Genomic DNA, 24,414 nt, shown 5'->3' on the forward strand with positions numbered 1-24,414 from the left:
CGATATTTAGCACGCTAAGGTCATTTTTTTGCTATACCTGTCAGACGCGATTCGCGTCTCATCCCCGCCTGAGGCGCCGCCTTAATGTCGCTGTTTTCATCCCCGCGCATTGGGCCGGCGCGCGGGCTAAATCGGTCATCTGGCCCTGTGGGGCCGGCCGCGCCCGAAGTTTTTAACGTCTTAGACCTCATCGCTCAGGAGAATAAACATGACAATGAAAGTGCTTGGTTACGCCGCTCAGTCCGCGCAGACTCCCCTTGCGCCTTTCCAGTTTGCTCGTCGCGATCCCCGCCCGGATGACGTGGTGATTGAGGTGCTGTATTGCGGCGTCTGTCACTCCGACCTGCACCAGGCCCGCAATGACTGGGGCATCAGCCAGTATCCGCTGATCCCCGGCCATGAGGTGATCGGGCGGGTGACGGCGGTAGGGGACAACGTGACCAAATTTAAGCCGGGCGATTACGCCGGCGTGGGCTGTATCGTCGACTCCTGCCGTGAGTGTCAGCCGTGCCGGCGCGGCCTTGAACAATACTGTGAAGAAGGGCCGGTACAGACCTATAACGATACCGATCGTCATGACCACATGCCGACCTACGGCGGCTATTCGCAGAGCATCGTCTCCAGCGAGGATTTTGTGTTGAAGGTCCCGGCCGGCATGGATTTGAAAGGCGCCGCCCCGCTGCTGTGCGCGGGCATTACTACCTGGTCTCCGCTGCGTCACTGGCAGGTGGGCAAAGGCAGTAAAGTCGCGGTGGTGGGACTGGGCGGTCTCGGCCATATGGCGCTGAAGCTGGCCGCCGCGCTGGGTGCGGAAGTGACCCTGTTCACCCGCTCGCCGGATAAGGAAGCCGACGCGCGGCGCCTGGGCGCGCATCACATCGTGTTGTCGACCGACGACGAGCAGCTGGCGTCGGTGACGGGGCAGTTTGATCTGATTATCGATACCGTCCCTTATGAACACGACATCAACCCCTATATGCCGACGCTGACGCTGGACGGTACGCTGGTGTTTGTCGGGCTGCTGGGCAATATCAACCCGATGCTCAACACGGTCTCGATGATCATGGGACGTCGTTCGGTGGCCGGGTCGGCTATCGGCGGCATTGCTGAAACGCAGGAGATGCTGGATTTTTGCGCGGAGCACGGCATCGCGGCCGATGTGGAGATGATCAAAATGCAGGAGATCAACCAGGCGTATGAGCGCATGCTGAAAAGCGATGTGAAATATCGCTTCGTCATCGATATGGTCTCTCTGCAGGCTTAGCCGGCGCGCCGTCGCGCGTACCGTCGGGGCGATTAGCGGGCGGCGCCGCGGGGGAGCGTCCGGCGAGCGCGCAGGGCGCTACTGCGCGACGGGCGGCGTCCAGATGGCGTCGTTGATCTGTAACGGTTTCGGGATCAGACCCAGTTCGGCAAAGGTATCGGCGATACTCTGCTGATAGTCTGCGACGTCGGGGGTAATAAACCGTGCGTCGTATTGTTGCCGTTCAACCGCGATGCGCGCGATATCTTCCGGCAGCCCCAGCAGCGGCGCGATCTGACGGGTCACCTGCTGCGGGTTCTGCTTCGCCTGGCTGCCGATCTGGCGGATTTCATCGATCAGCGCGATGATGACCTGCGGATGCCGGCGGGCGAACGGCCGGGTCGCCAGATAGTACTGATAGTTGTTGACGATAGCGCGCCCGTCGCGCAACGTGCGCGCTTTCAGCTGTTGTTCCGCTGCGGCGTAGAAGGGATCCCAGATGACCCAGGCGTCGACGCTGCCGCGCTCAAAAGCGGCGCGGGCATCGGACGGCGGCAGATAGACCGCGTTAATGTCCTGCCAGTTCAGACCGACTTCGCGCAGCGCTTCCACCAGCAGGTAGTGTACGTTGGAGCCCTTGTTCAGCGCGACCTTTTTGCCTTTCAGCTCCGCTACCGTGCGCAGAGGCGAATGCTCCGGCACCAGAATGGCTTCGGCGGTCGGCGAAGCCGGTTCATAAGCGACATAGGCCAGATCGGCGCCGGCGGCCTGAGCGAACACCGGCGGGGTTTCCCCGGTGAAGCCGAAATCGATGGCGCCGACGTTCAGCCCTTCCAGCAGTTGCGGGCCGCCGGGAAATTCGGTCCACTTTACCTCAACGCCTTGCGCGGCCAGGCGTTTTTCCAGCGACCCCGCGCTTTTAAGCAGCACCAGCGTGACGGCGGATTTCTGGTAGCCGATACGCAAGGTATCTGCGCCCCAGGCGCCGAGAGAAAACGTCAGCAATAATAATGTCGGCAGAATGCGGTTACGGAGCATGATGGCGCTTCCCGTTGATGAAAAAGTAAAAATGATAAAAAAGAGTACCAGCGGAACATATTGATTTATAAATGCTATTTTAAACTATCGGCAGAATAATATTGTCTATAGAAAACGCGCGGGCAGGCCGCGCGCGCTTTCTGTCAATATCCTTCCATTTAACCCTCCCGTTTAGCGCATCATCCGACTTTCGGCGTAGCGGATTCAGCGCTCCGCCGCCCGCGTCGCTGATGCCAGCGACCGCCCGCTACAGCCACGCCGACGGACGACCTTAGCCTCTTTCTGTCCGGATGCGCTGTCAACAGCGGCACGCCGGGATCGCGGATACTTCGGAGCAGAGCGTTCCGGCCGCATTCTCATAACTGTGAGCCATCGCAAGTTTTGCTAATCGCGCAGTCGCAGGCGCTGAAAGGGTTGATACAGATCAATTTTACTTTCTTTCGAAAGTTATTTAATTTTCGTACGGAATTAAAAGGGATTCTGACGATGATATTCAATATCCAGCGCTACTCGACACATGACGGACCGGGCATCAGGACCGTCGTCTTTCTCAAGGGCTGCTCGCTGGGGTGCCGCTGGTGTCAGAATCCGGAAAGTCGCTCGGCGAAGCAAGAATTGCTGTTTGACGCAAGGTTATGTCTGGCGGGGTGCGATCTTTGTCAACGCGCCGCGCCGGCGGTGATTAACCGAACGCTGAACGGCGTCGTTATCGATCGCCGCGGACTGGAGGAACGGCACTTTCTTGCTCTGCGCGACTGCTGTCCGACGCAGGCGCTGACGGTGTGCGGCGACGAGAGCGATGTCGATGACATCATGGCGGCGGTATTGCGCGATAAACCGTTTTATTTGCGCAGCGGCGGCGGCATTACGCTTTCCGGCGGGGAGCCGTTTATGCAGCCGGCGCTGGCGCAGGCGCTGTTCAGCCGCAGTCGGCAGGCCGGCATCCACACCGCGGTGGAGACCTGCCTGCACGTCCCCTGGCGCTATATCGCGCCGTCATTAGACGACATCGATCTGTTTCTGGCCGATTTGAAACATACCAACCGCGAGCGATTCAGAACATGGACCAACGGTTCGGCGCAGCGGGCGATGACCAACTTAACCCGCCTGGCGCGGGCGGGAAAAGCGCTGGTGATCCGCGTGCCGTTGGTGCCCGGCTTCAACGCGGACGAGGCATCGGTAAGGGCGATAATCGATTTCGCCGCCGATGAATTAGGCGTCGCCGACATCCATTTTCTGCCGTACCACACGCTGGGCATGAATAAGTATCATCTGCTGGATCAACCTTATCTGGCTGCGGATAAACCGCTCGACGACCCTGAACTGCTTGCTTTCGCAGAAAACTATGCGCGAGCCAAAGGGTTAACGGCGACACTGAGAGGATAGACCCATGACCACCCTGAACCTGGCCGCACTGAGCGATCGTATCAACACGCATAAAAATGCATTGATTCATATTGTTAAGCCGCCGGTTTGTACCGAGCGCGCGCAGCACTATACGGCGGTTTATCAGATGAATATGGATAAACCGGTTCCCGTACGGCGGGCGCTGGCGCTGGCCAGCCATCTGTCCAGCCGCACGGTCTGGATAAAACACGATGAGCTGATCGTCGGCAATCAGGCGAGCGAGGTGCGCGCGGCGCCGATCTTCCCGGAATACACCGTGAGCTGGATTGAAAAGGAAATCGATGAGCTGGCCGATCGCCCCGGCGCCGGCTTCTCCGTCAGCGAGGCGAATAAACGCATCCTGCATCAGATCTGTCCGTGGTGGCGCGGGCAGACGGTGCAGGACCGCTGCTACGGCATGTTTACCCACGAGCAGAAAGCGCTGCTGGCCAGCGGCATTATCAAGGCCGAAGGCAATATGACCTCCGGCGACGCGCATCTGGCCGTCAACTATCCGTTGCTGCTGGAGATCGGTCTGGACGGGCTGCGCGACAAGGTGAAAGCGCGCCGTCGCCGCATTAATCTGACGGTGCTGGACGATCTGCACAGCGAGCAGTTCCTGAAGGCGGTGGATATCACTCTTGAGGCGTTGAGCAACCATATTATCCGCTATGCTTACCTGGCCCAAAATATGGCGACCAGCGAAACGCGCGAATGGCGGCGGGACGAACTGCTGCTGATCGCGGAAAACTGCGAACGGATTGCGCACGAGCCGCCGCGCACCTTTCATCAGGCGCTGCAGCTATGCTATTTCGTCCAGTTGGTGCTGCAAATCGAATCCAACGGCCACTCGGTGTCCTTCGGGCGCATGGACCAGTATCTTTATCCCTACTATCGGCGCGATGTCGAACTGCGGCAGACGCTGACGCGGGAACACGCCATCGAACTGCTGCAGAGCTGCTGGCTGAAGCTGCTCGAGGTGAACAAAATTCGCTCCGGTTCGCATTCCAAAGCGTCCGCCGGCAGCCCGCTGTATCAAAACGTGACCATCGGCGGACAGAATCTGCTCAACGGCGCGGCCGTCGACGCTGTCAACCCGTTGTCCTACGCTATTCTGGAATCGTGTGGCCGCCTGCGCTCGACGCAGCCCAATCTGAGCGTGCGCTATCATGCCGGCATCAGCGATGACTTCCTGGACGCCTGCGTTCAGGTCATCCGCTGCGGGTTCGGTATGCCGGCGTTCAATAACGATGAAATCGTTATTCCCGAATTTATTAAGCTGGGCGTAGCGCCGGAAGATGCCTATCAATACGCGGCGATCGGGTGTATTGAAACGGCGGTCGGCGGCAAATGGGGGTATCGCTGTACCGGCATGAGCTTCATTAACTTCGCCAGGGTGATGCTGGCGGCGCTGGAAGGGGGGAAAGACGCCACCAGCGGCAAGGTATTCCTGCCGCAGGCGCAGGCGCTGTCGCGCGGCAACTTCGCCGGTTTTGATCAGGTGATGCAGGCATGGGATGCGCAACTGCGCTATTACACGCGCAAATCGATAGAGATTGAATATGTGGTGGACACCGTGCTGGAAGAGAACGCACACGATATTCTCTGCTCGGCGCTGGTGGATGATTGTATTGAGCGCGGCAAGAGCATTAAACAGGGCGGCGCCAAATATGACTGGGTATCCGGGCTGCAGGTGGGCATCGCCAATTTGGGCAACAGTCTGGCCGCGGTGAAAAAACTGGTTTTCGGGCAGGGCGTGATCGGTCAGCAGCAATTGGCGCAGGCGCTGGCCAGCGATTTTGACGGTCTGACCAACGAGCAACTGCGCCAGCGGCTGGTGAACAACGCGCCGAAATACGGCAACGACGACGACGATGTGGATGCGCTGCTGGTGCGCGCCTACCAGACCTATATCGACGAGATTAAGCGTTATCATAATCCACGCTATGGCCGCGGGCCGATTGGCGGCAACTATTATGCCGGCACCTCCTCGATTTCCGCCAATGTGCCGTTCGGCGCCGCCACCATGGCGACGCCCGACGGGCGCAAAGCCGGCGCGCCGCTGGCAGAGGGCGCGAGTCCCGCCTCCGGCACCGACCATTTAGGGCCGACGGCGGTCATCAGTTCGATCGGCAAATTGCCGACCGGTTCGATCCTCGGCGGGGTGCTGCTGAATCAGAAACTCAATCCATCGACGCTGGACAATCCGCGCGATCGCCAGAAACTGATGATTCTGCTGCGCACCTTCTTTGAAGAACATAAGGGATGGCATATCCAGTATAATATCGTGTCGCGCGACACGCTGATCGCGGCGAAAAAGCAGCCGGATCGGTATCGCGACCTGGTGGTGCGGGTGGCCGGCTACTCGGCGTTTTTTACCGCGCTGTCGTCCGATACGCAGGATGATATTATCGCCAGAACGGAACATACGCTCTGAACGGGGCGGGCGGCAGAGGCCGCCCGCTCTTTTATCGGCGCCAGGCCGGCGCGGGCGCTTATCGCTTTATGCTATAGTCCGGGTCGTCCAGCAATTGGTTATCGGCGACTATGAATACACGTCAGCAAAATATTTTGCAGGTGGTTAACCAGCGCAAAAGCGTCAGCGTCAGCGAACTGGCGCAGATCTCCGGCGTCTCGGTGGTCACTATTCGTCAGGATCTCAACGCGCTGGAGCGCGGCAGCTATCTGAAACGGGTGCACGGCTACGCGGTGGCGATGGAAAGCGACGACGTCGACGCGCGTATGCAGACCAATTTCCAGTTGAAAAAATCGCTGGCCGAGTACGCCGCCTCGCTGGTCGCCGAAGGCGAGTCGGTGTTTATCGAAGGCGGCAGCGCCAACGCGCTGCTGGCGCGTTATCTGGCGCAATCCCGTCGGGTTACGATTATCACGGTCAGCTGCTATATCGCTCATTTGCTGAAGGACACCGACTGCGATGTGATTATTCCCGGCGGCTTTTACCAGAAGAGCAGCGAGTCGGTGGTCGGCCCGCTGACGCGCAGCGCTATTCAACTGGTGCATTTCCGCAAGGCCTTTATCGGCATTGATGGCTATCATGAAGATACCGGTTTCACCGGACGCGACATGATGCGCAGCGATGTGGTCAGCGCGGTGCTGGACAAAGGCGTGGAGACTATCGCCCTGACCGATTCCAGTAAATTCGGTCTTATCCAGCCCTACGCCCTCACTTCACAGCATCAAATCAGCCGCGTGGTCACGGACGATGCGCTGTCCGCCGCCTACCGCGCCAGTCTGGCCGGGCTTGGTATTCGCTGCGATATCGTCACCGAAGAGGGGCGATCGCCCGCCGGATGATGCGCCCCCGGGCCGGCGTGAAACGTCATGCGTACGGCGCGGTTATTTCACCATCGGCAGGTTGAGGCGATATTTTTGGGCGGTTTCGATCGCCAGCGGATAGCCGGCGTCGGCGTGGCGCATCACGCCGCTCGCCGGATCATTCCACAGCACGCGCTCCAAACGCACATCGGCCTCTTTGCTGCCGTCGCAGACAATCACCATGCCGGCATGTTGCGAAAACCCCATGCCGACCCCGCCGCCGTGATGCAGGCTGACCCAGGTAGCGCCGCCGGCAGTGCTGAGCAGCGCGTTGAGCAGCGGCCAGTCGGAAACCGCATCGGACCCGTCCCGCATCGACTCGGTTTCGCGATTGGGCGAAGCCACCGAACCGCAGTCCAGATGGTCGCGGCCAATCACGATAGGCGCTTTCAGCTCGCCGTTGCGCACCATTTCATTAAACGCCAGTCCGGCAAGGTGGCGTTCGCCCAGACCCAGCCAGCAGATACGGGACGGCAGCCCCTGGAAGGCGATGCGTTCCTGCGCCATGTCCAGCCAGCGCAGCAGGTTGTTGTTGTCCGGGAACAGCGCTTTCAGTCTGGCGTCGGTTTTATAGATATCTTCCGGGTCGCCCGACAGCGCCACCCAGCGGAAGGGGCCTTTGCCTTCGCAGAACAGCGGGCGAATATAGGCCGGTACAAAACCAGGGAAATCAAAGGCGTTCTCAACGCCCTCATCCAGCGCCACCTGGCGGATATTGTTGCCGTAATCCACGGTAGGCACGCCCATATGACAGAAGTCGAGCATCGCCTGTACATGCACCGCCATGGAGGCGCGCGCGGCTTTTTCCACCGCCTTCGGATTGGTTTGCCGTTCCTGTTGCCAGCGTTCGATGCTCCAGCCCGCCGGCAGGTAACCGTTGAGCGGATCGTGCGCCGAGGTTTGATCGGTCACGATGTCCGGCCGGAGGCCGCCGGCCCGGGCGCGCGTAACCAGTTCCGGCAGTATCTGCGCCGCATTGCCCAGCAGACCGACCGAAATAGCGCGTTTTTCACGCCGGGCGTCGTCGATAAGCGTCAGCGCTTCGTCGAGGCTATAGGCCTTATAGTCAAGATAGCGGGTGCGCAGGCGAAAATCGATGCGCGACTCCTGACATTCGATCGCCAGCACCGACGCGCCGGCCAATACGCCGGCCAGCGGCTGGGCGCCGCCCATGCCGCCCAGGCCGGCGGTCAGGATCCATTTACCGCTCAGATCGTTGTTGTAGTGCTGGCGTCCGGCTTCGGCAAAGGTTTCATAGGTGCCTTGCACGATGCCCTGCGCGCCGATATAGATCCACGAGCCGGCGGTCATCTGGCCGTACATCATCAGACCGGCCTTATCCAGTTCGTTGAAGTGATCCCAGTTAGCCCAGTGCGGCACCAGATTAGAGTTGGCGATCAGCACCCGCGGCGCGTCGGCATGCGTGCGAAATACGGCGACCGGTTTGCCGGACTGCACCAGCAGCGTCTCTTCCGGCTGCAGGGCGCGCAGAGAGCACAAGATCTGTTCAAAACAGGCGTGGTTGCGGGCGGCTTTGCCAATCCCGCCGTAGACCACCAGATCTTCGGGGCGTTCGGCGACGTCGGGATCCAGGTTATTCTGGATCATCCGCCAGGCGGCTTCGATCAGCCAGTTGGCGCAGTGCAGCTGATTGCCTCTGGGCGCGCGAATGTCGCGCGCCACGGCCTGACTTAGTGATTCACTCATCATCTTTTCCTTCTGCAGAACAAACGGTTTAACGGGAGCTATCCGGCCCCGGACATTCAGACTGGCGGATGCGCCACCCGGCGCGCGCAATCCTCATCGTCGCGCCGTTAAGGTCGGCGCGGCGCGGGCAATAAAGCGTTTTAGCGCGCGCGGCGATCGCTCCGCAGGGCGTCTTCTCTGCGCGCGCGAGGCGATGCTGGACGGCGGCGGCGCGCCATCGGCTATCGTTCCGCCGGCTTACGTTGTCAATCCTGCGCGCCGCTATGCAGTCGTTTCCTTGCTCGCTTGTATCATCTTGTATATACAAGAGTAATCAAGCAAATGCTGTGCCAGATAAATAAATATGTTTTATATCAATTAATTAAGTGATATGGCGCGGGACGGCTGGCGGGGAAAAAGACCGGCGCTGCACCATACACGGACCTTTTGGCCGTTTTGGGGCACGCCGACGGAGCAGCGCGCCCGGGCGTCGGGTTAACCGATCGCCTGCCGCGGGATGATGCTGGCGAACAGCAGCTGCGCATCGGCGGAATGCGGGATGAACGCCGCGCCGTCCTGCAGCCACCATGCGCCCTGTCCGGCGCTCAGCGGCCGGCCGGCCGCGCGCCACTGGCCGGCGATAACCCACGCGACGCCGGTCTCGGCCCGTTGCGTTTCGCCGCTGACGCAAACGCGCGCGCTAAAACTATCGCGCGCGGTCATGATGTTGAAATCGAGGCTGGCGTCGCCGTGCAGTCGCGCGTAGACCGACTCTTCGCCGGCAAAGCAAAAAGGCTGATTCACCCGCAGGGCATGGGGCGGTTTACCGTCGAATTCGAGTTCGACGCCGTCGCCCTGCAGCAGGGTGATCACCCGGTCGGTGGCGGGAAAGCGCGAGAACGCGCCGCTGGCGGAGATGGTCGCGATACTGGCGCGCCAGCCAAAAGTATCCTGCCCGGCGGGAAAACGGACGATTTCCCGCGTTTCGCCGCCGCCGTTGCGCCAGCGGCTTACCGGCAGGTCGCGCAGATGGAAAAAATGCATCATAACAGTACCTTCATAACGTCATGGACATGGGCGTCGCGGGCCTCTTTATCGGCGAGGCGGCCCTGGCGGCACGGCAGATCGCCGCCCGAATGCTCTGCGCTGGTCGCGGTGCGATTCCGCCGCCGGTCGCGCAGCCGCTGACCATACTCCAGTCAGCGCGGTTGTTCCACCGTATCCAGCGACGTGACCGCCGGAGCCGATGCCTGACCGAAGCAATACTGGCCGTGTCTGGGGGATGCCGTCGCTCAGATTCGCGTCAGTGCCGGGGCCGCGTTCTGCCAGGCGAATCGTGTCGTTTATCCGCGTCGCCGGCGTTCCGCGCATTGACCCCATGCGCACGGCCCGGCGCCAGTCCTCGTCCGGCCGGCGTTCGGCGCGAAATCGCTCGCCGTGCGATCGTCCTCAGCGACGTGACCGCCGGAGCCGATGCCTGACCGAAGCAATACTGGCCGTGCCTGGAGGATGCCGTCGCTCAGATTCGCGTCAGTGCCGGGGCCGCGTTCTGCCAGGCGAATCGTGTCGTTTATCCGCGTCGCCGGCGTTCCGCGCATTGACTCCATGCGCACGGCCCGGTGCCTGCCCGCGTCCAGCCGGCGTTCGGCGCGAAATCGCTCGCCGTGCGATCGTCCTGACTGTTGTGGTTGTGTCCGTCGATAATCTTGTATATACATGTTTATATTATCGCGCCTGAGAATGCAATATGCGCCGACGCAGGGGAGAGAGCATGGCGGTTGAACTTGATTGTGACAGTTTGTGGTATGGCGCGGATGTCGTCACGATGCGCGACGGGCGCTATAGCCTGATCGAAGATGGCGCTATCGCGGTGAAAAACGGCGCCATCGTTTGGGTTGGCCGGCGGCAAGACGCGGCCGGCGCCAGAGCGGCGCGGCGTATCGATTTTGGCGGCGGCATCGTTACGCCCGGTCTGATCGACTGCCATACTCATCTGGTGTTTGGCGGCGATCGCAGCGAGGAGTTCGAGCAGCGCCTCAACGGCCTCAGCTATGCGCAGATCGCCGCTCAGGGCGGCGGTATCCTTTCCACGGTGCGCGCGACGCGCGCCGCCAGCGCCGGAGAACTGGCGGAGAGCGCCCGGCGGCGCATTGTCCGTTTGCTGGCCGAAGGGGTGACGACGCTGGAGATTAAATCCGGCTATGGTCTGGATGAGCAAAGCGAGCTGCGTATGCTGCAGGTGATCCGCGCGCTGGCCGAACAACTGCCGGTGGAGATCCATGCCACCTGTCTGGCGGCGCACGCCGTTCCGCCGGAATACCGCGACGATCCGGACGGCTGGATCGAGGTCATTTGTCGTCGCCTGTTGCCGCGGATAAAGGCCGGAGGGCTGGCCGATTCGGTCGATGCTTTCTGCGAACATCTGGCTTTTTCGGCCGATCAAGTCGGGCGGGTGTTCGCCTGCGCGCGGCAGCACGGGCTGCCGGTCAGGCTGCACGCCGCGCAGCTGTCGTTTTCGGACGGTTGCCGGCTCGCCGCGCGCTTTCGGGCGCTGTCGGCCGACCATCTGGAGTACGCCAGCGAAGATGACGTCCGCGAGCTGGCCGCCCAGGGCACCGTGGCGGTGCTATTGCCCGGCGCGTTTTATCTGCTGCGCGAAACGCAGCGTCCGCCGATCGATGCTTTCCGCCGGCACGGCGTCCCGATGGCGTTGGCCAGCGACGCCAACCCCGGCACCTCGCCCGCGCTCTCGCTGCGGCTGATGCTCAACATGGGCTGCACGCTGTTTGGCATGACGCCGGAAGAGGCGCTGGCCGGCGTTACGCTGCACGCCGCTCGCGCGCTGGGGCTGGCGCAAACCCATGGCTCGCTGGAGCCGGGCAAGGTGGCGAATTTTGTCCACTGGCCGCTGTCACGTCCCGCCGGACTGGCGTACTGGCTGGGCGGACAATTGCCCTGCCAGGTCGTTTATCATGGAGAGATGCGCCAGGATCCGCTCTTCGGCGCCGGCGAAGGCGCCGGTTGACCGCGCGCTCGTCACCGGCCGGCGGATTCAGCCGTGCTGCTGAAAGCGGCCAAACATTTTGTAGCGAGAACCGGGATAGAGCAGCCGGGCGCAGGTGACCACGCTGTGCCGGTGCCAGGTGCGGCGCTGAATCTGCAGGCAGGGTTCGTGGGGGGCGATTTGCAGGAGCTTTTGCTCGTCGCGATTGCCGTTTACGGCTTCCACCGTGTGTTCCCCGGCCGTCAGCGGCGCGATCTGGCTCAGATAGAAGAACGGAGTATTCTGGCTAAAATCTTGCTGCAGATAGTCGGGGGCGATTTGCGGGTTGACCAGACGGTCTTCCAGCTGCACCGGGGTACCGTCTTCGAAATGAATAATGCGCGAGTGATACAGCGGCGCGCCGGCGTTGAGTTCGAATTTGAGCGCATCCGCTTCGCTGGCGCTTTCCTGCTGTAAAAACAGCACCTGGCTGGTATGACGATGACCGCGGTTTTTAATTTCATCTGAAATATTATGAACTTCCAACATCGGGGCAAAGGCTTTCAGTTCCGCGACGAAGGTGCCGACGCCCTGCAGGCGCATTAGATAACCCTCGTGCGTTAATTCGCGCAACGCGCGGTTGATGGTCATCCGGCTGACGTTGAGTTCGTTGACCAGTTCGCTTTCGGAAGGAACGCGCTGACGCGGCTGCCATTGACCGCTGCGGATCTGATTAATGATCACTTGCTTGATCTGTTTGTATAACGGCGCGGGCCGGTCGCTGGCGCCGGCTATCATCTCCGCTAATGTCTTGCTTTGGGTCATGGGTTTAACCTTTCATACCGCCAGCCCATTTTATAACAGATAATGTATCTGTATATACAACAGTTTTTATCCCCCTCCGGCGGCAGATGCGCCGGCTGCGTTCAACACCCGGCCGTCACCGCACAGCGCAGGCGGGAAAGGGAAAGAGAAAAGGGGGGAACGCGACGGCGGCGATGAGGGTACGCCGCCGGTCAGCGCCGGGGCGTACCGCGCGCGTTCAACCGACGTCGGCCTGACGGGCGCGCTCAAAGGCCTGGCGCAGATCGTTTTTCAGATCGTCGATATCTTCCAGACCGGTATGGATACGCAGCGTCGGGCCGTCGCGCCAGGGATTGATGCTGCGCACGCGCTCCGGATGGCTTTGGATAATAATGCTCTGCAGGCTGCCCCAGCTGGCGCCGATACCGAAGACGTTAAAATCCGACAGCAGCGCGTTGATGGCTTTTTCCGACATCGGTTTCAGCACTACGCCAAATACGCCGCTCGATCCGGAAAAATCGCGCCGCCAGACATCGTGGCCGGGATGGCCGGTTAAGGCCGGGTGCAGAACCCGCGCCACTTCCGGTCGTTGTTCCAGCCACTGCGCCAGTTCAAGCCCCTGCTTTTCGTGTTGTCGCATCCGCACCGCGGCGGATTTGAGCCCGCGGTGCGCCAGGTAGCAGTCGTCCGGGCTGGCGTGAAAGCCCAGATCCGACGTCGTCTTCCGGATGGCCGGATAACAGGCCTCGCTGGCGACGATTACGCCAATGACCACGTCGGAGTGACCGACGATAAATTTGGTCGCCGCGATGATCGATACATCGACGCCCAGCGTCAGCGGATGAAAGAACACCGGCGACGCCCAGGTGTTATCGATCATGGTGATCAGATTATGCTTTTTGGCGATGGCGACGCAGGCCGGTACGTCCTGAACTTCATAGGTGACCGAGCCGGGGCTTTCCAGATACAGCACCCGGGTGTTGTGCCGAATCTGTGCCTCAAGTTCGGACGGCGCCATTGGGTCATAATAACTGGCTTCGATGCCTAAGGTGGCGAACAAGCCGTCGCACAGGCCGCGGATCGGTCCCCAGACGGTGTCGGGCAGCAGAATATGGTCGCCGCCGCGCGCAAAACTGAGTATCGCGCCGGAGACCGCCGCGGTGCCGGAGCAGACCGCAACGGCTTTGTGACCGCCTTCCAGATCGGCCATCGCCTGTTCAAAGGCGAAACTGGTCGGCGTGCCGAACCGGCCATAAAAAAGGCTATCCAGCTTGTTGCTTTGGTGCTGCTCGAATTCAGCCCCCGATGAAAAAAAGACGGTGGATACGCGGGTGACGGGGGGAGCGCTGAGGCTGCCGTCGAGGGACGTGTCGCTGCCGGCGTGGATGATCCGGGTGTCCAGATTGATATTTTTATTCTTCATGAAGGGGCCTGATTAATCTCTGTTCATTCTCTATCGCCGTCATCCTTCAGGCCGCAGGTGCGCTGGTCGCCCTGATTATTTCGACTATACCCGCCCCGCCGGATTTCGCGTCGCAGAAACGGTAGCGGCGGGAAATGGCCGGGGCGGCGTTCGGCTCTGGGTGGCGCGGCCTGAAATCTGTTGGATCTGTTCGGGTGCTATCTGGTCATTATCGTAGAGTAGAGTGGGTTAAAAAGAAAGCGTAAATTGTCGACAAAAAAGTTGACCAAATTAACCCGGCATGCCACACTGATTTCATCAGGGAGCGGCAGCTAATACGACCTTCCTGGCGAATCGAAAGATTCGCGCCGTGGCGAATTCGCTCGTTCGCCTGCGAAACGTCAACCGCTTTTAGCGGGAAAACGTACGGCATCATGGTCACCGCGAGAGGCCTTATCGCCTCGATTACCCGGTTGCGGGCACAGATGCGGCGCTGTCTATCTGCTGCCTGTGTCGCAGTCTGTTATACAGGCTGGGAACAGACAGAACGCGATACCCATCGTTACGATGGTGCGTGAATACATGCCAGACACCAGGGAATAACCCTAAATACGGACAAATTGGCCAGGGAATGCCATAAATACTTACGCTTCGGATCTCCTCCGGGGCGCTGCTACCCCAGGCGCGGCGGTTAACGTCGCGCCGCCGTCGGATACGGTGCGTTAATCATTGCGCCTCCGTGCCGGACGACTTCCGATACCCCATGTTTCCCTTCCATTTTGTTGATTGCCAGCAAACCTGACCGCCGAATTCGTAGAAATAATGACACGTTCCGTATACGATACGTTAATATGTCCTCAGGTATTATAAAGGCAGTTAATTATACCCGTCTTATTTTCATGTTGCAGGCACGCTGGCTTTGTTATTCGGATTATTACCGAGCTTCGTCCCTTCGGAGCCGCCGCAGGCGGCGTTAAATCTGTACCCGACAGATTTATCGCTTATCTTAGAGATGCGCTGAGTAAGCTTCAGGGGGACCGCCGGCGCGCTGTTTTCTGCAGCCTGAACCCGTCGGGGCATATGTCGTTAGATAAAAAATGAGCGATGTCCAGAAGGCCGATAGCGCCTTTTGCTATCCCGGTTATTGTATTCCATGAGATATCACCATGGCAGAAACAAAAAAAAGAAATCTGACAGACGTTGCTGAAGCTGCTTTGCAGGAAGATATTATCACCGGTCGTTTGCGCCCGCTGGAGCGCATTACCGAAGCGGAGATTGCCCATCGTCTGGGAATTAGCCGCGCACCGGTCAGGGAAGCGCTGCGTCTGCTCGATCGCGACGGTCTTATTGAACGTTCCAGTCAGGGATTTATCGTTTCGGAAATAACGCTGGAAGAAGCGGAAGATATTTTCGCCACCATTGCGTTTATTGAAGAGTTATATACGCGCCGTGCGACGCCGAGATTAATGCAGGATGATGTGATTCGTCTGCGCAAGGTGCTGGCGGACATGAAAACGATTGCCGATTCGGGCAATGTCGCGGGTTATTCCGCGGTTAACAAAGCGTTTCATCAAATAATAAAAGACGCCTGTCCCAATAAGTCGCTGCTGGAGCTGGTGGATACCGTGGGTAAGCGCACCTCGCGCTATCGTCGCTTCGCAGTGGGGATCCCCGGCCATTTGCAGCGTTCGGTTATCGATCATTCACGTATTGTCGATGAAATTGAGAAAGGGGATGCGGCGGCGGCCGGGCGCGCGGCGCGTAAAACCGCCCTTGAAACGTTTAAACGCGTGCGCAAGGCGCTGCACTACACCGGGCGGATAACATGAACGGCGATAGGGACGGCGGTCAAACGACGACGCGGTCAACGCCGCCGCTGGTCCGGCTCAGCAATATCAACAAATATTACGATGACCTGCATATTCTGAAAGATGTCAGCCTGGAGGTCTATCCGGGCGAAGTGGTGGTGATCTGCGGACCTTCCGGATCGGGCAAGTCGACCCTGCTGCGCTGTATCAATCGTCTGGAAGAGGTGGCCAGCGGCGATATTCGCGTGAATGATACCGACGTGACGAGCGCCCGCATTAATCTCAATCGTTTCAGGACTGAGGTCGGTTTTGTCTTCCAGGCTTTCAATCTCTATCCGCATATGACCGTTCTGCACAATATCACGCTTGCGCCGCGCAACGTGCGCGGCGTCTCGCGGCGCGAGGCGGAACATACCGCGCGCGACCTGCTGCAGAAAGTGGGTCTGGCGCACAAGGATTCAGCCTGGCCGTCGCAGCTGTCCGGCGGCCAGCAGCAGCGCGTGGCGATCGCCCGCGCGCTGGCGATGAAGCCGAAACTGATGCTGGTCGATGAACCGACTTCCGCGTTGGATCCGGAGATGATTAATGAGGTGCTGGAGGTTATCAGCGGGCTGGCCGCCGAAGGCATGACGATGATTATCGTGACTCACGAAATGGGGTTCGCCCGTGAAGTAGCGGATCGCATCGTGTTTATGGCCGAGGGCGAAATTATCGAACAGGGCGGGGCGGAGGCGTTTTTTAATCACCCCAAAGAGCCGCGCACCCGGCAATTCCTCAGTAAAATACTGACGCACGGCGGGCAATAACGGTCTGCGATCGCGCCGATCGGGGCGGGGATGCGCTAAATAAAGACGTTTCGGCGTTGATCGCGCTCATTACGGCGCCGGCTGAGATGTCCCCGGCGGGACAAAGAATAAAATTAACGCGCCTGCAATCTGCGGCAGGACGGATATATTTATATACTCAATAGATTTCGGGCTGCGGCACAACGGTAAACGTGCGCTTTTGCAGCCTGTCAGTCGACATATATATTCATTACTACACAAGGAAATCGCTATGATTGGTGTTTCATACCGTAATGCTTTCCGGTTGCTGACCGGAGTCTTCGCCGCCTGTTGCATCGCGACGGCATCGCTGTCCGCCGCGCAGGCGCAGGAATCCACGCTGGATAAGGTTAAGGCGCGCGGCGTATTGAATGCCGGCGTGCGTTCCGATGCGCCGCCGTTTGGCTATATCGATGAGAATGGCCATCATGTCGGGTTCGAGGTGGATACCGTCAAATATATCGGTCAGAAACTGGGCGTAAAAGTTAATCTGATTACCGTGACCAGCGCGACGCGTATTCCGTTACTGCAAAGCGGCCAGATCGATCTGGCGGCGGCGGCGATGAATATCACCCGCGAGCGTGAAAAAGCCATCGATTTCAGCGTGCCGCACGTGGTGGTTTCCGGCAAGATCCTGGTGAAAAAAGGCAGCGGCATTCAGGGGCTTGACGACCTGAAAGGCAAGAAGATCGCTTTTCTGCAGGGCAGCCCGAGCACGGCGATGGAGCGAGTGAAGGCCAGCACCGGCAGCGAAATCGTTACCCTGCCGGACACCACGCAGGCCGCGCAGGCGGTGCTGCAGGGTAAAGTGGCCGCGCTGATTATGGATTCCGCGCCGCTCTACGTGCTGGCGAAGAACAACCCGGGTAAATTTGAGGTGGTGGGCGAAGTCTGGCCGGCCGCGCCGGAAGGCATTGGCATGCGTCAGAATGACAGCGAATGGCGCGATGCGGTCAACTTCGCGTTGATCGATATGTGGAACGACGGCACCTACAAAAAGATCTACACCCAGTATTTCGGCGTCGATCCGGACCCGAGTTTTATTATCTATCCGTGGCAGATATAAGCGGCCGTCCGGGGAAACGTTGTCTTACGTTCTCCCCGACGGGATTGCGGCCGACGGTTTGAACCGCTTGCGCCGCCGCCGCGCTCCGGCGGATATCATGCCGCCGGAGCGCTATCAATACGCGTCGCCGGTCGACCGCGTTAACGGGTAACTGAGGACGACAGTGGATTATCAGTTCGATTGGACCGTCATCTGGCAATATCGGGGATTACTGCTCAATGGGCTTTGTTACACGATAATACTGTCGGCCATCTCGCTGGTCGTCAGTTTCGTTTTGGGCACCCTGGTGGCGCTGGGGCGTCTGTTCCTGTCGGCGTGGTGCGCCTGGCTATGCGCCGCGGCGACGGAGCTGTTCAGAAATATTCCCCCCATCGTGCAGTTTTTCTTTTGGTATTTTGCCGTCGGGCTGGATGGGTTGACCGCGTGCGTGGTCGGTCTCTCCGCGTTTACCGCCGCGCGCGTGGCCGAAATTGTGCGTTCGGGGCTGATGTCGATCCCGAAAACGCAGTTTGAAGCCGCCCGCGCCTCCGGGCTGGGAATGGCGGCGACGCTGTGCTGGATCCTGCTGCCGCAGGCCTTTATTCGCGTCATTCCGGTGCTGGCGGGGGAAGTGGTCAATATCGTCAAAGACTCCTCTATCGCCATGACGCTGGGCTACGCCGAACTCTCGTTTCAGGCTCAGGAAATTGAGGCCAACACCTTTCGCGGTTTTGAAAGCGCGACGGCGGCGACGCTGATCTATGCCGCGCTGGGGATGCTGGTGCTGCTTACCGTGCACGGCATTGAGCGGCGGCTGCGGCGCGACGTGAGGATCGGCTGATGGTGACGTTTAATTTGTCGGCGATTACCGACAACTATCCGTATATGCTCAGAGGGCTGACCGTTACGCTTGAGCTGGCGGCGATCGGCTGCCTCGGCAGCCTGCTGCTGGGCTTTCTGGTCGCGCTGGCGCGCCTGTCCCGGCACCGGGTTCTGCGTTATCCGGCGGTCGTCTACATCGACGTGCTGCGCATGATCCCGCTGGTGATGGTGATCTTCTGGATCTTTTTTCTGCTGCCCATCGTGACGGGCAAAACCATTCCGCCCATCACCTCGATTATGGCGGCGCTGATCTTTTACAACGCCAGCTACATGGCGGAAATTATTCGTTCCGGCGTTGAATCGGTGCCCAAAGGGCTGGCGGAAGCGGCGCGCAGCTCAGGCATGTCGGTCTTCTCCACCTGGCGGCACATCCTGTTGCCGCTGGCCGTCAGCTATACGCTGCCGTCCATCGTGACGCGCTGCATTAGCGTGGTGATGGGCACTTCGCTGTCCTATATCATCGGCGTGCCGGATTTCTTCCGTACCGCCTATAACGTCAACAGCCGCATCTTCAGTCCGTACGAGATCTATCTGTTTGTCGCGGCGGTCTATTTTGTGATCTGCTACGGTTTGTCGCAGCTAGGCGCATTGATTGAAAAACGGCGCAATCGCTATCTGAGCCGATAGGCGCCCGACGCGCGTTGCCGCCCGGGCGGGCGGCAGGCCGTCATACGCGATAAGGTGTCTTTATGCGCCTGCCCGCCGCGCGGCCAGACGCTTCTGTTTTTCCAGAAAGTACATAACCTCCAGTTTCAGACCATCCGGGTCGAGAAAAAACACCGCGTAATAGCCTTCGCCGTATGAGGGATAGTCGGCCGGCGCATCCACAACGTCGACCTTCTCACGCAGAAGCAGAGCGTACAGCGCATCCACATCGTCGCGCGTCTCCACTTCAAAAGCGTAATGGTGGAACCCGACATCGCCGGTGCGGTGTTTATGCCGGCGGCCCTGTTCGTCCGCCTCGGTGATCCAGAACATGGTTATGCCATTGTTCCAGCCCGCCACATGATCAAACTCCCATTCAAGGGTAAACCCCATAAAACCGAGCAGCGTGTCGTAAAAACGTTTCGATCTTGCCAAATCACTTACGCGAATCGCGAGGTGATCGATGCCAATCACATTTACCATTTCAGGTTACCTCCGTTTGCGGCGCTCATCCGGTTGCCGCGTTGCGCTCAGTCGGACGCGGGCCCCGCCGATTATTCCGGCCGAGCCGCCACAGTAGCGCTCTGTGCGCGGGTTAATTTTTGATGTCGATCATATTTTCAGATTGGATGGCGGATTGCGCTATGCGGCAAGCGCCGGCGAGGGCGGTATGGTTAAGGTGCCAGACCGCGTCGACACCGGACTGGTTGTTATTAACCTACTGAATAAAATCATCATTATTTCGTTTATAAGCCGGTGTTCGACATGTTATCTTCTGGCGGCGCGTTTTTATCATCAGCAGGTTTTATATGGATGCGGAGTTACAACAAATTAGCCGGAACTGGCGCAGTTTCGCTCTGGCGCTGGAGCGCATCGGGGCGGATGTCCGCCCGTTGATTATCGATGCCCCGGCTGACGATGAGCAAATCCTGCGGCTGGAACGGCAATTGGGCGGCCTGTTGCCGGCATCGCTGAAAACGGCGTTGCGCGTATTCTCATCCCGGGTGGACTTTCGCTGGTCTTTGCCGAGCGACCTGACGCTGGAAAAACCGCTGCATCAGATTTTTAGCGGCGGCGTGCGCTGGTCGCCGGCGTGGCTGCAGCAATGCAATGACGAAAAAAATGTCTGGGTTAGCGAGGTATTCAACTGCGCCGATGATCCGTACGATCGAGTGTGGCGCAATAAGCTGGCGTTCCAGGCGGTGGGCAACGGAGACTTCCTGGCCATAGATACGGGCAGTCCGCATAGCGAAGCCGTGGTGTATTTGAGCCACGACGACGGAGACGGACATGGCAGGGTCTTGGCGCCGGACTTTATCACCTATCTGTTGTTATCGAGCCGTTTAGGCGCCGTGGGCGCGGAGGACTGGCAGTGGCTGCCGTTCATCAGCCCGCAGAGCGGGGGGCTGGACCCCGACGGCGCGAGTGGACGCGCGTTTCGCGCGGCGCTGCAGGTTGTGCTGCCGGCGCCCTGAAACCGCTTATCTTCCGCCGGCGACGTTTTGATGAGCGCTCAGTACGCCGGCTGTGTGAATATTGAGAATGTATGAATAAACAACAAATCAGACGGCAACTTGCCCGGCCGGTCCTGACGCTGTCGGCAGGGGGATTCCGGCCGACGCAGGCGGATAATGAAAGCTGGCTGGGGAAGGTTTTTCTGTTCCGGCCGGAGGAGACGGTACCGGTTAACGATGCGGGCGAGGCGCTGCTGCCTTTCGCTCAATTTTGTTTATCCGCGTTGCCGTTGAGCAGTCCCGCTCTTGAAAACGTGCATGTATTAACGTTGTTTATCGCCAGAACGCTGCCTGATGCCTTTGAACCGATGGGCAACAGCTGGCTGATCAGGGAATATGGCGCCGCCGACCGGCTCGTTCGCAAGGATTTGGCCGTCGCGGATAATTATTTGCGGCCCTTTCCGCTGCGGGTTGCCGCGGTCGGCGAGGATTTTCCTCAGTGGGATACCGACTTTATTCCCGGGGAGCTGGTGGCGGAGATTGGCCGGATGAGACGCGGCGGCGAAATTGAAAGCTACTATGACCTGATATCCCATGCCTGCGGCCATAAAATTGGCGGCTACCCGACATTCTGCCAATCCGGTATCGATGCCGGCGAGGATGTCGAATTCGTTTTTCAGATAGCCTCCGACGACAAGATCAATTTAAACGTTATTGATGGCGGCAACCTGTCGTTCTGGAAGCACAGAAAAACAGGCGAGTGGTCTATCTACTACGATTTTTACTGATGGACCGGTTGCGAGCGGCGCGGCAGCGGCGTTGTCGTTCGTGCGGTCAAGATTGCTCGTCCTGGCGAGCGCCTTCTCATTGAGGGGACGCGGTGTTGAGCCGGCAAGGAAAATTTATGACGCCAGCGTTTCAGCAAACGCTCACGTTAAAACGGGAGCCGTACCGGGCGAAATGTGAACAATATCGGCCGGCAAAGCTGGCGAGTGGCGCAGTCTTACGGAGCAGCGTGTATCGGCGTCTGCGATATTCCGCCGGATGAGATGGATGGCGGCATTGATAATATGCCGTGCGCAGGATGTTATATCGACGGGGCGCAGTGTGATGGCCGGGATTTGCTGCGGGTCTATGCGTTTGGCGGCCCGGAGTCTGGCGGGCAGAGCACGTTCGCACAGCGGCATCTGCATGGCGATATTGATTTCGCCGGGCTATACGGCGCGGTGCGGAAAAAAGGCGGGACGGAATGGCGCAGAAATATCGGGACAGTATTGAAACAATGTGCAGAGCGCAAGATATCGTTATTCCCGACGGTTTTTACCGGCATGCGGCGAGCCGCTATGCGGTTATTGATTATTCAGCGGAGCAGCCGCGCCTGGTGGCGAAAACCTGGTTTAATCAGCGCGACCTTATCTACTATCTCACTCGCCTGGCGGACGGACGAAAGCTGCGGGTGCTGGATTTCAAAGACCGAAGAGAGCTTTGTTTGCAGGGCGCGCGGCTGGAAACCGGCGCCGCATTCTGAACGCGGCGCCGCCGGTGAAAACGGGCGGACGAACGCCGGGCGCGTCCGCCGACGGCGCAGGCATTCAATTCGCTTTCAGCCGCCGGGCTGACGGGTGCCGATCAATGCCGGCATAACCTGGCGCATCATGTCGAGAAACAGGCGCAGTTTGGCGGGATAGTAGCGGGCATAAGGGTATACCAGATACACCGGCAGCGGCGCCGCCTGCCAGTGCGGCATCAGGCGGAGCAAACGCCCGACGGCGATGTCCTGCCGCGCCATCCAGGCCGAGAGCACGCCGACGCCCATACCGGCCAGCGCGCTATTGCGCAGCGCGTACAGGCTGTCGGTCATAAAGCGCGGCTGGATATCGATGCGGCAGCGTTCATCGCGGCTCTCGTGCTGCAAGACCACCTCGTTGCGATAAAACGTACTGAGCGCCAGCCACGGCAGGGCGCCGAGCTGCTGCGGCCGTGAGACGCTATCCCGCCCGTCGAATAATGCCGGCGCGGCGATGACGATGCGCGGCACCTCGGCCACCAGCACCGCCACGACGTCGGGTGCGCTTACCGCGCCCACATGTACCGCGCAGTCGATGCTTTCCGCCATAAAATCCGGGTGGCGATCGCTGAGCATCCACTCCACGCTTATCTGCGGATAGCGCAGCAAATAGTCGCGCAGCGGTTTAATCATCTGATCCTGACCGAAGGCGTGCGGAACCAGCACCCGCAGCGTGCCTGTCGGCTCACGGGCGCTGCCGCGCAAATCATCCTCAATCGCCAGCCAGCTGTCCAGCAGCTGTCTGGCGTGGGCGTAGCAGCGTTCGCCGTCCGCGGTGAGTTTCATGACATGAGTGGTGCGCATGACCAGTTTCAGACCGAGCAGACGCTCCAGCGACTGCAGGCGGCGACTGACGGTCGGCTGCGTGGTATTCAGTCGCGCGGCGGCGGCTGACAGGCTGCCGGCCTCGACGATGCGGATAAACGTGTGCATCAGGTCTATACGATCGGGGCCGTAAGATATCTCTTTTTTCATGCGCTAAGCGTATAACAGTTTTACCTCCCCGGCCACTACCCCGGCGCAGGCAGAGGGATGAAACTGGCGCCAACGTACAGCCACCAGCCACCGGGAAATGATTATGTCAGCCATACCTACTGCACCTTATTCCACACAAACGCCGCCGCTCAGCCAGCGCATGGTCTTTCTGCTGGCCGCCGGAGCCGGCCTGAGCGTGGCCGCTATCTATTACAGTCAGCCGATGCTGGGTATTCTGGGGCGCGATCTGCACGCCGGCGCCGGGACGATAGGGTTAGTGCCGACGCTGAATCAACTGGGCTACGCGCTGGGCATTTTGCTGCTGGCCCCGCTCGGCGATCGCCACGATCGGCGGGTGATCATCGGCGTTAAGGGGCTGTTGCTGGCGCTCGCGCTGCTGATCAGCGGTTTTGCCGGCGGCATCACCCTGCTACTGGCGGCCAGCCTGGCCGTCGGCGTCACCGCGACCATGGCGCAGGATATCGTGCCGACGTCGGCCGCCCTGTCTGCGCCTGAACGGCGCGGCAAAACGGTGGGCACGGTGATGACCGGCCTGCTGTTGGGCATCCTGCTGTCGCGGGTGTTGAGCGGGCTGGTGGCCGAGTATCTGGGCTGGCGCGTGATGTTTATCGGCGCGGCGCTGATAGTGCTCCTGATTACGCTACCGCTCTGGCGCAGCCTGCCGTCAATTCCGGCCAGTACGCGTCTGAGCTATCCGGCGCTGTTAAGCTCGATGCGTCATCTGTGGCGCCGGCATGCGCCGCTGCGGCGGGCCGCTCTGGCCCAGGGGCTGTTATCGCTGGGCTTCAGCGCTTTTTGGTCCACGCTGGCGATTATGCTGCACGACAGTTATCGCATGGGCAGCGCTCTGGCGGGCGCCTTTGGACTGGCCGGCGCGGCGGGCGCGCTGGCGGCGCCGCTGGCCGGTATGCTGGCGGACCGGCGCGGCGCGGAAGGGGTTACCCGGCTGGGGGCGGGGCTGGCGACGCTGTCATTCGCGCTGATGTTTGCCCTGCCGTTGTTGCCGGAGCCGTGGCAAATAGCGCTGATTGTGCTGTGCGCCGTTGGCTTTGATTTCGGCGTGCAGGCCTCGCTGGTGGCGCACCAGACCATTATTTTCGGCCTGGAGCCGGAGGCGCGCAGCCGTTTGAACGCGCTGCTGTTCACCGGCATGTTCATCGGCATGGCGGCGGGATCGGCGCTGGGCAGCGCGCTGCTGGCTTCGTCAGGCTGGCGCGGGGTGGCGCTGTTGACCACGCTGGCCGGCGCCGCCAGCCTGACCGTGCGCTGGTTTAGCGGGCATCTGCATCCGCGCGCCGGCGGAGAGTAAGTATGC

Annotated in this window: 21 protein-coding genes; 14 read left to right on the plus strand and 7 right to left on the minus strand. The window is 60.0% G+C overall.

All coding sequences use genetic code 11. From position 1 onward, the window contains the following. Positions 1 to 208 precede the first annotated feature (208 nt). Positions 209 to 1,264, plus strand: a complete 1,056-nt coding sequence (locus FJU30_RS10675; protein ID WP_150434938.1) for an NAD(P)-dependent alcohol dehydrogenase — start codon at positions 209 to 211, stop codon at positions 1,262 to 1,264. Between the two features lie 78 nt (positions 1,265 to 1,342). Here the strand turns inward: FJU30_RS10675 and FJU30_RS10680 are convergent, their stop codons facing one another. Next, positions 1,343 to 2,281: a sulfonate ABC transporter substrate-binding protein gene (locus FJU30_RS10680; protein WP_150434939.1), complete on the minus strand. Its 939-nt coding sequence runs from the start codon at positions 2,279 to 2,281 to the stop codon at positions 1,343 to 1,345. A 486-nt stretch (positions 2,282 to 2,767) separates the two neighbouring features. On the opposite strand from FJU30_RS10680, the gene FJU30_RS10685 reads away from it, so the two are divergent. From FJU30_RS10685 to FJU30_RS10695, 3 genes are all read left to right on the plus strand, one after another. Then, positions 2,768 to 3,667, plus strand: a complete 900-nt coding sequence (locus FJU30_RS10685; protein WP_150434940.1) for a glycyl-radical enzyme activating protein — start codon at positions 2,768 to 2,770, stop codon at positions 3,665 to 3,667. 4 nt (positions 3,668 to 3,671) lie between these two features. After that, positions 3,672 to 6,104: a formate C-acetyltransferase/glycerol dehydratase family glycyl radical enzyme gene (locus FJU30_RS10690; protein ID WP_150434941.1), complete on the plus strand. Its 2,433-nt coding sequence runs from the start codon at positions 3,672 to 3,674 to the stop codon at positions 6,102 to 6,104. Between the two features lie 110 nt (positions 6,105 to 6,214). Then, the gene (locus FJU30_RS10695; protein WP_150434942.1) at positions 6,215 to 6,982 is read left to right on the plus strand and encodes a DeoR/GlpR family DNA-binding transcription regulator; all 768 of its coding nucleotides are present in this window, start codon (positions 6,215 to 6,217) and stop codon (positions 6,980 to 6,982) included. A 42-nt stretch (positions 6,983 to 7,024) separates the two neighbouring features. Here FJU30_RS10695 and hutU read toward each other — a convergent pair whose 3' ends face one another. Together hutU and FJU30_RS10705 are read right to left on the minus strand one after the other, a co-directional pair. Beyond that, a complete protein-coding gene (gene hutU / locus FJU30_RS10700; RefSeq protein ID WP_150435036.1) occupies positions 7,025 to 8,710 on the minus strand; it encodes a urocanate hydratase in 1,686 nt (561 codons plus the stop codon). Between the two features lie 474 nt (positions 8,711 to 9,184). Continuing rightward, complete coding sequence (locus FJU30_RS10705; protein ID WP_150434943.1) at positions 9,185 to 9,736, minus strand: HutD/Ves family protein; 552 nt, start codon at positions 9,734 to 9,736, stop codon at positions 9,185 to 9,187. Positions 9,737 to 10,460: 724 nt separating this feature from the next. On the opposite strand from FJU30_RS10705, the gene hutI reads away from it, so the two are divergent. Next, complete coding sequence (gene hutI, locus FJU30_RS10710; RefSeq protein WP_150434944.1) at positions 10,461 to 11,714, plus strand: imidazolonepropionase; 1,254 nt, start codon at positions 10,461 to 10,463, stop codon at positions 11,712 to 11,714. A 27-nt stretch (positions 11,715 to 11,741) separates the two neighbouring features. Here hutI and hutC read toward each other — a convergent pair whose 3' ends face one another. Then, positions 11,742 to 12,497 (minus strand): histidine utilization repressor, encoded by a 756-nt coding sequence (gene hutC / locus FJU30_RS10715; protein ID WP_150434945.1) that lies wholly within the window; start codon positions 12,495 to 12,497, stop codon positions 11,742 to 11,744. A 217-nt stretch (positions 12,498 to 12,714) separates the two neighbouring features. Beyond that, a complete protein-coding gene (gene metC, locus FJU30_RS10720; protein ID WP_150434946.1) occupies positions 12,715 to 13,899 on the minus strand; it encodes a cystathionine beta-lyase in 1,185 nt (394 codons plus the stop codon). A gap of 1,145 nt (positions 13,900 to 15,044) precedes the next feature. Here metC and FJU30_RS10725 point away from each other — a divergent pair. The 5 genes from FJU30_RS10725 (at position 15,045) to FJU30_RS10745 (ending at position 19,064) form a co-directional block, all read left to right on the plus strand. Then, complete coding sequence (locus FJU30_RS10725; protein ID WP_150434947.1) at positions 15,045 to 15,707, plus strand: GntR family transcriptional regulator; 663 nt, start codon at positions 15,045 to 15,047, stop codon at positions 15,705 to 15,707. Beyond that, on the plus strand, positions 15,704 to 16,492 hold the full coding sequence (locus FJU30_RS10730) for an amino acid ABC transporter ATP-binding protein (RefSeq protein WP_191091577.1): 789 nt from the start codon (positions 15,704 to 15,706) through the stop codon (positions 16,490 to 16,492). Before FJU30_RS10725 ends, FJU30_RS10730 begins: the two co-directional genes overlap by 4 nt. A 250-nt stretch (positions 16,493 to 16,742) precedes the next feature. After that, the gene (locus tag FJU30_RS10735; protein WP_150434948.1) at positions 16,743 to 17,576 is read left to right on the plus strand and encodes a transporter substrate-binding domain-containing protein; all 834 of its coding nucleotides are present in this window, start codon (positions 16,743 to 16,745) and stop codon (positions 17,574 to 17,576) included. Positions 17,577 to 17,739: 163 nt separating this feature from the next. Next, positions 17,740 to 18,396, plus strand: coding sequence for an amino acid ABC transporter permease (locus FJU30_RS10740; RefSeq protein WP_191091578.1), 657 nt, complete (start codon positions 17,740 to 17,742; stop codon positions 18,394 to 18,396). Continuing rightward, positions 18,396 to 19,064 (plus strand): amino acid ABC transporter permease, encoded by a 669-nt coding sequence (locus tag FJU30_RS10745; RefSeq protein ID WP_150434950.1) that lies wholly within the window; start codon positions 18,396 to 18,398, stop codon positions 19,062 to 19,064. Before FJU30_RS10740 ends, FJU30_RS10745 begins: the two co-directional genes overlap by 1 nt. Before the next feature lie 60 nt (positions 19,065 to 19,124). Here FJU30_RS10745 and FJU30_RS10750 read toward each other — a convergent pair whose 3' ends face one another. Continuing rightward, positions 19,125 to 19,565, minus strand: a complete 441-nt coding sequence (locus FJU30_RS10750; protein WP_150434951.1) for a VOC family protein — start codon at positions 19,563 to 19,565, stop codon at positions 19,125 to 19,127. 326 nt (positions 19,566 to 19,891) lie between these two features. Here FJU30_RS10750 and FJU30_RS10755 point away from each other — a divergent pair, with 326 nt between their 5' ends. The 3 genes from FJU30_RS10755 to FJU30_RS10765 all read left to right on the plus strand — a co-directional run bounded on the left by FJU30_RS10755 (position 19,892) and on the right by FJU30_RS10765 (position 22,064). Next, positions 19,892 to 20,557 (plus strand): SMI1/KNR4 family protein, encoded by a 666-nt coding sequence (locus tag FJU30_RS10755; protein WP_150434952.1) that lies wholly within the window; start codon positions 19,892 to 19,894, stop codon positions 20,555 to 20,557. Between the two features lie 71 nt (positions 20,558 to 20,628). Beyond that, entirely contained in the window at positions 20,629 to 21,324 is a 696-nt protein-coding gene (locus FJU30_RS10760; protein ID WP_150434953.1) for a DUF1963 domain-containing protein, read from the plus strand. 461 nt (positions 21,325 to 21,785) lie between these two features. After that, complete coding sequence (locus tag FJU30_RS10765; RefSeq protein ID WP_150434954.1) at positions 21,786 to 22,064, plus strand: hypothetical protein; 279 nt, start codon at positions 21,786 to 21,788, stop codon at positions 22,062 to 22,064. Between the two features lie 75 nt (positions 22,065 to 22,139). Here the strand turns inward: FJU30_RS10765 and FJU30_RS10770 are convergent, their stop codons facing one another. Further along, on the minus strand, positions 22,140 to 23,078 hold the full coding sequence (locus FJU30_RS10770) for a LysR family transcriptional regulator (RefSeq protein WP_223881561.1): 939 nt from the start codon (positions 23,076 to 23,078) through the stop codon (positions 22,140 to 22,142). 103 nt (positions 23,079 to 23,181) lie between these two features. Here FJU30_RS10770 and FJU30_RS10775 point away from each other — a divergent pair, with 103 nt between their 5' ends. Beyond that, positions 23,182 to 24,408, plus strand: coding sequence for an MFS transporter (locus FJU30_RS10775; protein ID WP_150434955.1), 1,227 nt, complete (start codon positions 23,182 to 23,184; stop codon positions 24,406 to 24,408). Positions 24,409 to 24,414: the final 6 nt, after the last annotated feature.

The organism is Affinibrenneria salicis (assembly GCF_008710095.1).